Source organism: Tenuibacillus multivorans, assembly GCF_900103915.1.
In the GTDB taxonomy this organism is placed as follows: Bacteria; Bacillota; Bacilli; order Bacillales; family Alkalibacillaceae; genus Tenuibacillus; species Tenuibacillus multivorans.
The window spans coordinates 300,614-313,191 of record NZ_FNIG01000003.1 but is presented as its reverse complement, the minus strand read 5'-3'; the positions used below and the strand labels follow the sequence as shown (position 1 = coordinate 313,191).

The 12,578-nt window shown below is 38.0% G+C and carries 12 protein-coding genes; 11 read left to right on the top strand and 1 reads right to left on the bottom strand.

Annotated features, from left to right (window positions below; all coding sequences use genetic code 11):
- Positions 1-80 precede the first annotated feature (80 nt).
- The 7 genes from ystJ to BLP77_RS06480 all read left to right on the top strand — a co-directional run bounded on the left by ystJ (position 81) and on the right by BLP77_RS06480 (position 7,174).
- Entirely contained in the window at positions 81-1,316 is a 1,236-nt protein-coding gene (ystJ, locus tag BLP77_RS06510) for an NADP-dependent malic enzyme (RefSeq protein WP_093856306.1), read from the top strand.
- 20 nt (positions 1,317-1,336) lie between these two features.
- Entirely contained in the window at positions 1,337-1,960 is a 624-nt protein-coding gene (locus tag BLP77_RS06505; RefSeq protein WP_093856305.1) for a FadR/GntR family transcriptional regulator, read from the top strand.
- Between the two features lie 76 nt (positions 1,961-2,036).
- Positions 2,037-2,894 carry an acetyl-CoA carboxylase, carboxyltransferase subunit beta gene (accD, locus tag BLP77_RS06500; protein ID WP_093856304.1) on the top strand — a complete coding sequence of 286 codons (858 nt, stop codon included), beginning with the start codon at positions 2,037-2,039 and terminating at the stop codon, positions 2,892-2,894.
- Entirely contained in the window at positions 2,891-3,856 is a 966-nt protein-coding gene (accA, locus tag BLP77_RS06495) for an acetyl-CoA carboxylase carboxyl transferase subunit alpha (protein ID WP_093856303.1), read from the top strand. Before accD ends, accA begins: the two co-directional genes overlap by 4 nt.
- A 135-nt stretch (positions 3,857-3,991) precedes the next feature.
- Positions 3,992-4,951 carry a 6-phosphofructokinase gene (gene pfkA, locus BLP77_RS06490; protein WP_093856302.1) on the top strand — a complete coding sequence of 320 codons (960 nt, stop codon included), beginning with the start codon at positions 3,992-3,994 and terminating at the stop codon, positions 4,949-4,951.
- A gap of 20 nt (positions 4,952-4,971) precedes the next feature.
- Positions 4,972-6,732, top strand: coding sequence for a pyruvate kinase (pyk, locus tag BLP77_RS06485; protein WP_093856301.1), 1,761 nt, complete (start codon positions 4,972-4,974; stop codon positions 6,730-6,732).
- A gap of 46 nt (positions 6,733-6,778) precedes the next feature.
- Entirely contained in the window at positions 6,779-7,174 is a 396-nt protein-coding gene (locus BLP77_RS06480) for an FxsA family protein (RefSeq protein ID WP_093856300.1), read from the top strand.
- On the opposite strand, the gene ytvI is transcribed toward BLP77_RS06480, so the two are convergent.
- Entirely contained in the window at positions 7,171-8,271 is a 1,101-nt protein-coding gene (gene ytvI, locus BLP77_RS06475) for a sporulation integral membrane protein YtvI (RefSeq protein WP_093856299.1), read from the bottom strand. The genes BLP77_RS06480 and ytvI overlap by 4 nt on opposite strands.
- A gap of 48 nt (positions 8,272-8,319) precedes the next feature.
- Between ytvI and BLP77_RS06470 the strand changes: the two genes are divergently transcribed.
- The 4 genes from BLP77_RS06470 to mdh all read left to right on the top strand — a co-directional run bounded on the left by BLP77_RS06470 (position 8,320) and on the right by mdh (position 12,435).
- Positions 8,320-8,793, top strand: a complete 474-nt coding sequence (locus tag BLP77_RS06470; RefSeq protein ID WP_093856298.1) for a DUF441 domain-containing protein — start codon at positions 8,320-8,322, stop codon at positions 8,791-8,793.
- Positions 8,794-8,993: 200 nt separating this feature from the next.
- Positions 8,994-10,109 carry a citrate synthase gene (citZ, locus tag BLP77_RS06465; protein ID WP_093856297.1) on the top strand — a complete coding sequence of 372 codons (1,116 nt, stop codon included), beginning with the start codon at positions 8,994-8,996 and terminating at the stop codon, positions 10,107-10,109.
- A 76-nt stretch (positions 10,110-10,185) separates the two neighbouring features.
- Entirely contained in the window at positions 10,186-11,457 is a 1,272-nt protein-coding gene (gene icd, locus BLP77_RS06460; protein ID WP_093856296.1) for an NADP-dependent isocitrate dehydrogenase, read from the top strand.
- A 30-nt stretch (positions 11,458-11,487) separates the two neighbouring features.
- On the top strand, positions 11,488-12,435 hold the full coding sequence (mdh, locus tag BLP77_RS06455; RefSeq protein ID WP_093856295.1) for a malate dehydrogenase: 948 nt from the start codon (positions 11,488-11,490) through the stop codon (positions 12,433-12,435).
- Positions 12,436-12,578: the final 143 nt, after the last annotated feature.

Genomic DNA, 12,578 nt, shown 5'->3' with positions numbered 1-12,578 from the left:
GGTGTTTTGTTATAATGAATAAAGTTAAGGTGGTCAGACCACTTTTAATAGTCTGATTGCAAAATAAAGGAGAGGTTTTCGTGACGAATTTAAAAGAAGAAGCACTACATCTGCATAAAGTTAATGAAGGTAAATTAGCAACTCACTCTAAGATTCCAATTCGTAACGAGAAGGATTTGAGTTTAGCCTATTCTCCGGGTGTTGCGGAGCCTTGTAAAGCGATATATGACAACCAGGAATCTGTCTATGACTATACAATGAAAGGTAACATGGTTGCCGTTGTTACAGATGGATCAGCAGTATTAGGGTTAGGAAATATTGGACCAGAAGCGGCATTACCTGTAATGGAAGGTAAAGCTGCGTTGTTTAAAGGATTTGCTGGCGTAGATTCATTTCCAATCGCATTAGATACACATGATGTTGACCAAATTGTTAATACAGTTAAATTAATGGAGCCTACTTTTGGAGGCGTTAATTTAGAGGATATAGCAGCACCAAACTGCTTCATTATTGAAGACAGACTTAAAAAGGAAACGAACATCCCGATCTTCCACGATGATCAGCATGGTACAGCAATTGTCACGGTAGCGGGATTAATCAATGCCTTACGTTTATCCGGTAAGTCATTTTCTGATATAAGAGTTGTCGCGAACGGCGCAGGGGCTGCAGGTATTGCCATTATCAAATTACTTTATAACTTTGGTGTACGCGATATCATTATGTGCGATTCTAAAGGCGCTATTTTTGAAGGTCGCCCATATGGTATGAACCCTGTTAAGGATGAAGTGGCCAAAATGACAAATAAAGATAAGGTCGAAGGTTCGCTTGAAGAAGTGATCAAAGATACGGATGTTTTTATTGGTGTTTCTGTCGGTGGTGCTTTGTCTAAAGAAATGGTTGAAAGTATGAATGATGACCCGATTATATTTGCTATGGCAAATCCAGACCCAGAAATCATGCCTGATGTTGCTAAGTCTGCAGGTGCTAAAGTGATTGGCACAGGGCGTTCTGATTTTCCAAACCAGGTCAATAATGTTTTAGCATTCCCTGGTATATTTAGAGGCGCTTTAGATGTTCGAGCGACACGTATTAATGAACGAATGAAGGTAGCTGCAGCAGAAGCGATTGCCAATCTTGTTGGTGATCAATTGTCAGAAGACTATGTGATACCAAATCCATTTGATCCACGTGTTGCACCTGCTGTTGCAAGTGAGGTCGCTAAAGCAGCCATGGAATCAGGTGTTGCAAGAACCCAAGTTGATCCTGAAAAAGTTAAGAAGCGCACACAAGAACTTACAACAATTGATGAATCATAAATCATGCTTGAGGTGCTTGGATGACAAATTCAGCTAAAATTAAGGTTTATCAGGAAGTTCTTGACCAAATTAGATTATTTATTGAAGAAAACAACTTAACTGAAGGGGACCGTTTGCCTTCTGAGCGTGAATTAGCAGAACAATTAAATGCAGGGCGGTCTTCAGTACGAGAGGCATTACGTGCGATTGAATTATTAGGGTTAATTGAGACCAAGCACGGTGAAGGTACCTTTCTAAAAACTTATCGGCCTTACCATACGGTCGAGGTATTATCAACCTTTGTCTTAAGGCAGACATCGACTAAAGAAGAATTATTAGAAGTGTTACATATGCTAGAGCAGCAGTGTATCCAAAAAGCTCATCAACATTTAACACAAAAGGATTATGTGTATTTGTATGAAGAGATTCAAGAACTAGATTTAAGTCAAGTTCATGCTTTTTTCTATAATTATTTGTTTGAAAAGGTACAAAATCAACTTTTATTAAAAATCTGGCATTTAGTCCATAAGTTTTCACAATCAGCCTATCAACCTAATCTTCCGAAATTATTTTATATTGATTTATTAAAGTTAATTCAAGAAAAGAAATTGGACAAAGCATCGCACAAGATTGAACGAGTCTATCAAGAGTTGAGTTTGGATTGATGAGGAATTCCGACAAACTTTTTAATCGGAGTTGTATATAGTTGAGAGGAGCTTGATTAATAGGGAGGAAATCCGATTGCTAAAAGATATTTTTAATAAAAAGAAAAAATATGCGACGGTAACAAAGCAGGAAGAGCGAGAAGATGTGCCAGAGGGTATCATGTTAAAATGCCCTTCTTGTCGTCAAATCTTTTATAGAAAAGAAATTGAAAAAAATTTAATGGTATGTCCGAATTGTGATCATCACCATCAAATGTCATCACATGAACGGATTGCTCTATTAATGGATTCAACCTTTGAAGAATGGGACGGGGATATGGTCTCTGAGAATCCACTCGAGTTCCCAGGATATTTAGAAAAATTAGAAAAAGATCAAGAGAAAACAGGAATTAATGAAGCTGTTGTGACAGGAAAAGGTTCAATTAATGGCCATGCAACAGCAATTGCGGTGATGGATTCACGTTTTCGAATGGGTAGTATGGGTTCGGTTGTTGGTGAAAAAATTGCTCGTGCCATTGAGCGTGCCAAGGATGAGAAATTACCAATTATCATTTTTACAGCTTCAGGTGGAGCGAGAATGCAGGAAGGCGTTTTGAGCTTAATGCAAATGTCAAAAACATCTGTGGCTTTAGAACGTTTTAGTCGCGCTGGAGGGCTGTATATTTCCTATATGACGAACCCTACAACAGGTGGTGTATCAGCAAGCTTTGCATCGTTAGGTGATTATAATTTTGCTGAGCCTGGTGCGTTAATTGGTTTTGCTGGAAGGCGCATCATTGAACAAACGATACGTGAAAAATTACCTGATGATTTCCAAACAGCCGAATTTTTATTTAAACATGGACAACTTGATCAAGTGATTCACCGCCATGATATGAAAGACATTTTATCTAACATATTAGAATTACACCAGGCTGGAGGTGATGATCGATGAAACATGTTCTTCCTTTTGAAAAACCCGTTGTAGAGTTACGCGAAAAGATTTCTGAGCTAAAAAAATTCACAAATGAAAGTGAAGTCGATTTAACAGATGAAATTAACAAGCTCGAAAACCGCCTAGAACTATTAGAACAAGAAGTTTACGGCAATATGTCTTCATGGGATCGAGTTCAAATGGCAAGACACGTCGAACGTCCTACGACCATAGATTATATCGGGCAACTATTTACTCATTTTATGGAACTTCATGGGGACCGAAATTACGGAGATGATGAAGCAATCGTTGGTGGAATAGCCAAATTTGAAGGTACCCCTGTTACAGTTATAGGTCATCAACGTGGTAAGGATACGAAGGATAATATTCGTCGTAACTTCGGTATGCCTCATCCTGAAGGGTATCGTAAAGCCTTGCGTTTAATGTACCAAGCAGAAAAATTCAATCGACCAATTGTTAACTTTATTGATACGAAAGGTGCTTATCCAGGTAAAGCCGCTGAAGAACGCGGACAAAGTGAAGCCATTGCTAGAAATTTAAGAGAAATGGCTGGCCTAACCGTTCCGATTATCTGTATCGTGATCGGTGAAGGTGGAAGTGGTGGTGCGTTAGGTATAAGCGTTGGAGATCGCATATACATGCTTGAAAACTCAACTTATTCCGTTATATCACCAGAAGGAGCAGCCGCAATATTGTGGAAGGATTCAAATTTGGCCCAAAAAGCTGCTGAATCAATGAAAATAACATCTTATGACTTAAAAGAATTAGGCGTTATAGATGATGTTATTCAAGAAGTACAGGGTGGAGCACATCGTGATATCGAAGAGCAAGCTAAACAAATACAAAGCACGTTAAGACAAGCATTAAATGAACTAAGTGAAATTTCAGATAATGATTTATTGGATTTAAGATGGGAAAAATATCAACAAATTGGTGCAGTATCATCTATTGTTCGGAGCTGATAGTCAGCTCCGTTTTTCATTTAAATTTGATCTTAGCTATTACATAGTGTCTGAATAACCTAACTAAATCATGGTATTAAAAATCGATATGATTTAAAATAGAGCACAGAGCACAATAAGAACGAGGTGTTTAAAATGAAACGTGTAGGTATTTTATCGAGTGGTGGCGATGCCCCAGGAATGAACGCAGCTATACGATCAGTCGTTAGAAGCAGTATTTTTAATAATATCGAAGTTGAAGGTATTTATTACGGATATCAAGGCTTAATCGACGGTCATATTGAATCGCTACATATAGGTTCAGTCGGAGATATTATTCAAAAAGGTGGCACCATCCTATATTCTTCACGATCGGAAGAGTTTAAAACAGATGAAGGACAAGAGAAAGCTATTCAGCAACTTCAGAAAAAAGATATTGAAGGCTTGATTGTTATAGGTGGAGATGGCTCGTTTAAAGGTGCACAAAAGCTAACAGAAAAAGGAGTACCGTGTATAGGCATACCAGGAACAATTGATAACGATATTCCGTGTACAGATTTTACGATTGGTTTTGACACGGCTTTGAATACAGTGATTAATGCGGTGGATAAAATACGAGATACGGCTACCTCACATGAGCGAATTTATGTTATTGAGGTAATGGGACGTGATGCAGGAGATCTAGCTTTATGGGCCGGGGTGGCTGCAGGTGCCGAAAGCATACTTATCCCTGAATACCCACCAAACATGAATGAAGTCATTGAAAAGGTTAAGCGCGGGCACCAAAGAGGTAAAAGGCATAGTATCATTTTAGTTGCAGAAGGTGTGGGGAGTGCAGTTGATTATGCCGATCAAATAAAACATGAATTAAATGTTGAGACGCGTGTAACGGTATTGGGACACACGCAACGTGGAGGCTCACCAACAGCCTATGATCGAGTACTGGCAGGACGGTTGGGTGCTTTTGCAGTTGATTTGCTTATGAATGGTGAGAAAGGCCGAATGGTTGGCATTGAACAAAACCGTTTAGTTCATCATGACATTAACGATGCTTTAAACTTAAAAAATAAGTTTTCAAAAGACTTATATAATCTATCTAATCAACTATCGATATAATGGATTTAGGAGGAAATTTTATGAATAAGACCAAAATTGTATGTACGATTGGTCCCGCATCTGAGTCTGTTGAAACATTGAAGCAGTTAATCGATGCTGGGATGAATGTCGCACGTCTTAATTTTTCACACGGTGATCATAACGAACAACGCGAACGAATCGCTAATATTCGTCAGGCAGCACGTGAAATGGATAAGTCCATAGCAATCCTTTTAGATACGAAGGGACCTGAAATTAGAACGGGTTTATTTGAAGATGGTGAAGCGGAGTTAGTTGAAGGGTCAACGGTAAGACTGACGATGGATGACGTTAAAGGGACAAGCGAATGCTTTACTATCACTTACAAAGGTTTAATAGATGATGTAGAGGTTGGTAGAAAAATATTATTAGATGATGGACTCATTGAACTTGAAGTAACAGACATTAAGCAACAAGTGAATGAAATCGTTACGAAAGTGCTTAATAGCGGTACGATAAAAGATCGAAAAGGTGTCAATGTTCCGAATGTGAAAGTTAACCTACCTGGTATTACTGATAAAGATACAGATGACATTAATTTTGGCATTGAGCAGGATGTTGATTTTATAGCTGCGTCATTTGTAAGAAGACCATCAGATGTACTAGATATAAGAGAGCTTTTAGAAAACAATCAGGCCGAACATATTAAAATTATCCCGAAAATTGAAAATCGCGAAGGTGTCGATAATATAAATCAAATCATTAAAGTTAGTGATGGCATAATGGTTGCCCGTGGCGATTTAGGTGTGGAGATACCGGCTGAGGAAGTTCCATTCATTCAAAAAACAATGATTAACGAATGTAACCTAGCTGGTAAACCTGTGATTACAGCAACTCAAATGCTTGATTCTATGCAGCGTAACCCAAGACCTACACGTGCTGAAGCGAGTGATGTCGCAAACGCTATTTATGATGGAACCGATGCAATCATGTTATCGGGCGAAACGGCTGCTGGTGATTATCCAGTTGAAGCAGTTAAGACTATGTTTAATATCGCGGTTTATACTGAAAAAACGTTACAAAATGAATCGTTGACGGAGGAGCGATTAATTGAATCAGACTTTACGATCACAGATGCGATTAGTCACTCAGCAGCTAACTTAGCAGAAGATTTAGGTGTGAAGTCAATCATTACACCAACTGAAAGTGGAAATACAGCTAGAATGGCATCTAAGTATCGTCCACAAGCTCCAATAGTAGCCGTGACGTCCAAGGAATATGTGGGTAGACAATTAAGCCTTGTTTGGGGCGTTCATGCAATACAAGGTGAACGCGTTAATTCAACTGATGAGATGCTTGCCTTAGCTGTCGATAAAGGTTTAGAGACGAATCTTTTCCAACACGGGGATCGGGTTGTAATCACAGCTGGTGTACCTGTTGGGGAAAGTGGTACGACTAACCTGATCAAGGTTCATGTTGTCGGAAATGTCGTCGCTAAAGGGCAAGGTATTGGCGAAAGTGGTGCGGCTGGTAAAGCCTTTGTTACAACAGATCAAAAGCGTTTAGAAAATGAGTTTCAGGAAGGTAATATTATCGTTACATCTGGGACTGACCGTGACATGATGCCTTGGATTAACCAGGCTTCGGGTATCATTGCCGAGGAAGGCGGATTGACGAGTCATGCTGCTGTTGTGGCAATCAATATAGGAATTCCAGTTATTGTCGGTGTAAAGAATGCTATGGACATTATTGAAGATGGTGAAGAAATAACAATCGATCCTTCAAACGGCAATATTTATCAAGGACGGACAAGTGTTATTTAACACGAAAAAGTAAAAGCTAGTTTTACTTTATAAGGGAGAATCGACTATGTTTCGAATCTTATTTTTCTTAATTGTGGTTATCTCTGCAGTTGAAATCACACTTTTTGTATGGATAGGTAACGCATTTAATGTTTGGGTTGTTTTATTTGGTATAATATTAACTGGCGTTTTAGGTGCATTTTTGGCTAGACAACAAGGGGTCGGAACCCTTAACCGCGCTAGGTTTGAACTAGCAAACGGTCGGGCTCCGACTGAAGAAATCCTAGATGGTATAGCTATATTAGTCGGTGCCGTACTTTTATTCACACCAGGCTTCGTTACCGATACGATTGGCTTTTTATTACTCATTCCACAAACACGAAAGCCTGTTAAAGTTTGGATAAGGAAGATTTTATCGGAAATGTTCCGTAAAGGGTCAATTCATGTTTTTCGTAACTTTTAGCTTGCTTTCGTAATATAATTTTTTAGTGACTCAAAAGCACCTGCTTTCGATAGGGCTTTAATGCTAACAGCAGCTACAGGCCCTAATAACAAGCCTATGAATCCGAAAAAATTAATGAATACAAATAAAATGATAATAAGGGCTAGTGGGTGTATACCAATGGATGATCCAATTAATTTTGGTTCGATAATATTCCTTGAAATGATTAACACTAGATATAAAATACTGATTTGAATCGTTAAGGCGTAACTATTGGTTAAAAATAAGACGATCACCCACGGTAAAAATAAAGCGCTTATACCAATAAAAGGAACAAGGTCAAATAGCATGGCAGCACTAGCTATAGCTAGTGCATGTCCAACATCAATGAGCTGTAGGCCAATAAAAACCATAATACCTGTCATGATAATGATGATTAATTGTGCGAATGCATATTTTTTCACAAGAGATAAAAATGACGTTTTAATTTCTTCATAGTAATGGCTAAAAGGGTCTGGTAGGCTATTATTTATGGATTTTATCCATTTCGGTCCATCTGCACTAATAAAAAATGTACTAATCAGTATAAACAGTAAAAAGTAGCTTCCTTTTAAGATGTTAGTAATACCATTAATCGTGTTATGTATGAAATTAAGTAAAAGATTTTTACTGTATTCCTTTAACGTATGGACAGTATCCATAAACAGCTCTTTCAGCAATTGCTGTGATTGAGGTTGTATGGTATCGATAAATGCAGAAATAAATTGATAGGCCCGTTCAATATTTTTTTCGGTGAAGCTTTCTAAACGACTAAATAAATTTTCAATTGTACTAGGCATTAAGTTTCTTAAAAATTGTAATAAATGTACAAGCTCTACAAGACTATAAGTAATGACTGTGATAAAGCAGAGCATGGCTAACATTAATACAGTTAGGACGGCCAATTTTCGGTTTAGGTGTAGTTTGTTTTGCAAGGCTTGTACAATCGGGTTAATCATAATAGCAACGATGAGACTAATAGCGAACGGCAAAAGGTAATGGAAAACCGTATATATGAACATGATGATGATACATATAAATGCTATGCTTTTAAATAAATTTTGATAGTTAATCACCATTGGTCTATATCCTTTCAACGTTTTACTGCACAGAAAGTTGGTGTAATCATGCTGACATCATCGACATTATTTTTACTTATTTTACTTGGCTTAGGATTTATAGCTAAAAACCAGGCGATATTAATTGCGGTATATATTTTATTAGGCATTAAATTATTTAAATTAGACGATAAAGTCTTTCCTTTTTTAGAAGCAAAAGGCTTGTTTATAGGTGTCGTTATTATTACCGTTGCTGTTTTAGTACCAATTGCAACAGGTGAAATTGGCTTTTCACAATTGTTGGAAAGTATTAAATCCTATTACGCATGGATTGCCCTTTTAGCAGGGATGTTTGTTGCATATGTTGCAAAAGACGGTCTGAATTTATTGGCGAATGATCCTCATTTAACGGTTGCCCTTGTCCTTGGTACGATTTTTGCCGTCGTATTTTTCCAAGGTGTTGCTGTAGGGCCTTTGATAGGTGCTGGTATTGCCTATTTAGCGATGCAAGCCGTTGATGCTGTTTTAAAATTATTTTCTTAGTATCGAATAACAGTCGATGGGAAGTATATTAAAATAGTTATGCATAAGATACGCATTTTATTATTTAGGCACAAAAATTTCACATTCATTTGAATTTTGTTTATAATGGGATGTGGGGCAAATGCTAGATGAATAGTAGATTAAAGTGATACATACACTATTTATTCTATGATAATTTTGTGGAAAAGGAGAGAGATACAATGTCAAATCCTAAAGGACTTGAAGGAATTGTAGCAACTGAATCATCAATCAGTTCAATCATCGATGATAAGTTAACGTATGTCGGATATGATATCGATGACTTAGCCGAAAACTCAAGTTTTGAAGAAATTATTTACTTACTATGGAATCAAAAATTACCTACAAAAAGTGAGCTTGATTCTTTTAAACAAGAATTAGCCGATAACATGAACGTTCCCCAAGAAATTATTGATCATCTTAAATCTTATGACTTAAAAACGGTTCACCCAATGGCAGCAGTCAGAACAGCTGTATCTATGCTTGGCCTTTATGATGAAGAAGCTGATGTTATGGAAGAGGATGCAAACCGCAGAAAAGCTCTCCGCTTACAAGCGAAAATCCCTACAATTGTAACCGCTTTTGCTCGTATCCGTAAGGGTGAAGAACCAGTATCTCCGAAGAACGATCTCGGATTTGCAGCTAACTTTTTATATATGCTAAAAGGTAAAGATCCTGTAGATATTGAAGTTGAAGCCTTTAATAAAGCGTTAGTTTTACACGCTGACCACGAGCTAAACGCTTCAACATTCACAGCACGTGTTTGTGTCGCAACACTTTCTGATGTTTACTCTGGTGTTACAGCTGCTATTGGTGCACTTAAGGGACCTCTACATGGCGGTGCAAACGAACGCGTGATGAAGATGTTAACTGAAATCGGTGACGAAGATCAAGCGATTGATTACATTAAAGAAAAATTAGCTAATAAAGAAAAAATTATGGGTATGGGACACCGTGTATACCAAAATGGTGACCCTCGTGCGAAACACTTAAGAGAAATGTCTAAGCAATTGACAGAAATCACGGGTGAATCTAAGTGGTACAATATGTCTGTTAAAATTGAAGACTACATCACTAGCGAAAAAGGTTTACCAGCTAACGTTGATTTCTATTCAGCTTCGGTTTATCATAGCTTAGGGATTGATCATGACTTATTTACGCCAATCTTTGCTGTCAGCCGTGTGTCAGGTTGGTTAGCTCACATTTTAGAACAGTTTGCTAACAACCGTTTAATCCGTCCACGCGCTGAATACGTGGGACCAAGCAAACAAGCTTATACCCCAATTAATGAAAGATAAATACCAAAAGCCGGTCATACCGGCTTTTGTGATGTTAAAATTAAATTAATTGAATGCATTCTAGGAGGTTATGACATTGTCACAAGGAGAAAAAATTACAGTAGAAAATGGAAAAATGAATGTTCCTAATCATGCTATTATCCCTTTTATTGAAGGTGATGGAACAGGTCCAGATATTTGGGCAGCTGCATCACGAGTATTACAAGCTGCAGTCGATAAAGCATACAACGGTGAGAAAAGTATCGTATGGAAAGAGGTATTAGCAGGTCAAAAAGCTTATGACAAAACAGGCGAGTGGTTACCTGAAGAAACACTAGATACGATTCGTGAATATAAAATTGCCATTAAAGGACCACTAACAACGCCAATCGGTGGAGGAATTCGTTCATTAAACGTTGCTCTTCGCCAAGAGCTTGACTTATTCACTTGCTTACGTCCAGTTAAACACTTCACTGGTGTTCCATCTCCAGTTAAAAAGCCTGAAGATGTTGATATGCAAATCTTCCGTGAAAATACAGAAGACATCTATGCAGGTATTGAGTGGCAAGAAGGTACAGATGAAGTTAAGAAGGTTGTCGACTTCGTTCAAAATAAAATGGGCGTTAAAAAAATTCGTTTCCCTGAAACATCTGGAATTGGTATTAAGCCTGTTTCTAAAGAAGGTACAGAGCGCCTTGTACGCTCAGCAATTGAATATGCTCTTAATGAAGGTAAGAAGAGTGTCACACTTGTTCATAAAGGTAACATTATGAAGTTTACTGAAGGTGCGTTTAAAGCATGGGGATATGACCTAGCTGAACGTGAATACGGTGATAAAGTGTTCACTTGGAAAGAATATGATCAAATCGTAGAAGAAAAGGGTCGCGAAGCTGCTGACCAAGCTCAAAATGAGGCTGAAGAAGCAGGAAAAATCATCGTTAAAGATGCGATTGCTGATATTTTCCTACAACAAATCTTAACTCGTCCGAAAGAGTTTGATGTTGTTGCAACCATGAACTTAAACGGGGACTATATCTCCGATGCACTAGCAGCTCAAGTTGGTGGTATTGGAATCGCACCTGGTGCAAATATTAACTATGAAACTGGTCACGCTATTTTTGAAGCAACACATGGTACAGCTCCGAAATATGCAGGTCAGGATAAGGTTAACCCATCTTCAGTTATTTTATCTGGTACATTAATGCTCGATCACCTTGGCTGGAGAGAAGCTAGTGAGCTCATCCATAAAGCAATGGATAAAACGATTGAAAGCAAAGTCGTCACTTATGACTTCGCTCGTCTAATGGATGGTGCAACTCAAGTTAAATGTTCTGAATTCGGTGATGAGCTTATTAAAAACATGGATTAATTCATAATCCATAATTTGAGGAGGCGGACAATGACAATTAAACGTAGAAAAGTGTCTGTCATTGGTGCTGGATTCACCGGTGCAACAACAGCACTTATGGTGGCTCAAAAAGAATTAGCTGATGTCGTTTTAGTGGATATTCCGGATATGGAAGATCCAACAAAAGGTAAGGCTTTAGATATGTTAGAAGCAAGTCCCGTACAGGGCTTTGATTCAAACATTATCGGTACTTCTAACTATGAAGACACTAAAGATTCTGATGTCGTTGTCATTACAGCAGGAATTGCAAGAAAACCAGGTATGAGCCGTGATGATCTAGTTGCAACAAACTCTAAAATTATGAAGAGTGTAACTCGAGAAATCGTTAAGTACTCACCAGATACTTTAATCATTGTGTTAACAAATCCAGTTGACGCCATGACATATTCAGTATTCCAAGAGTCTGGTTTCCCTAAAAACCGTGTAATCGGTCAATCAGGTGTACTTGACACAGCACGTTTCCGTACATTTGTCGCTCAAGAATTAAACGTATCTGTTAAAGATATAACTGGATTCGTTCTTGGTGGCCACGGAGACGATATGGTACCAATGTTTCGCTATTCATTTGCAGGCGGTATTCCATTAGAAAAATTAATCTCTAAAGAACGTTTAGACGAAATTGTAGAACGTACACGTAAAGGTGGCGGTGAAATCGTAGGCCTACTCGGTAATGGTTCAGCATATTATGCACCAGCTGCATCTATTACGGAAATGGTTGAAGCAATTCTTAAAGACCAGCGCCGAATTTTACCTTCTATTGCATATCTTGAAGGTGAATATGGATACCACGATATGTATCTTGGCGTTCCAACGATTCTAGGTGGAGATGGTCTTGAAGAAATTATTGAACTTGATTTAACTGATGAAGAAAAAGATCAATTAGACAAATCAGCCGATTCAGTTAAAAACGTTATGAAGGTTTTAGCAGATAATGAATAAGAATTGTCTAAAAAAGCTCGAGGTCAATGGCCATTGACCTTGAGCTTTTTTGTAAGGTATAAATATTAACGAGTGATGTTGAGAATAGAAGACATGCGTATTGGGTACTCAGAGTAGATTATTGGGGATTCGTGAAGTTTATT

What these genes read in the sequence shown, in the direction of transcription:
- BLP77_RS06480 (WP_093856300.1), top strand. Translation starts at nt 6,779, where the DNA reads ATGTTTCGAATCTTATTTTTCTTAATTGTGGTTATCTCTGCAGTTGAA.
- citZ (WP_093856297.1), top strand. Translation starts at nt 8,994, where the DNA reads ATGTCAAATCCTAAAGGACTTGAAGGAATTGTAGCAACTGAATCATCA.
- pyk (WP_093856301.1), top strand. Translation starts at nt 4,972, where the DNA reads ATGAATAAGACCAAAATTGTATGTACGATTGGTCCCGCATCTGAGTCT.
- BLP77_RS06470 (WP_093856298.1), top strand. Translation starts at nt 8,320, where the DNA reads ATGCTGACATCATCGACATTATTTTTACTTATTTTACTTGGCTTAGGA.
- mdh (WP_093856295.1), top strand. Translation starts at nt 11,488, where the DNA reads ATGACAATTAAACGTAGAAAAGTGTCTGTCATTGGTGCTGGATTCACC.
- ytvI (WP_093856299.1), bottom strand. Translation starts at nt 8,271, where the DNA reads ATGGTGATTAACTATCAAAATTTATTTAAAAGCATAGCATTTATATGT.
- BLP77_RS06505 (WP_093856305.1), top strand. Translation starts at nt 1,337, where the DNA reads ATGACAAATTCAGCTAAAATTAAGGTTTATCAGGAAGTTCTTGACCAA.
- pfkA (WP_093856302.1), top strand. Translation starts at nt 3,992, where the DNA reads ATGAAACGTGTAGGTATTTTATCGAGTGGTGGCGATGCCCCAGGAATG.
- accA (WP_093856303.1), top strand. Translation starts at nt 2,891, where the DNA reads ATGAAACATGTTCTTCCTTTTGAAAAACCCGTTGTAGAGTTACGCGAA.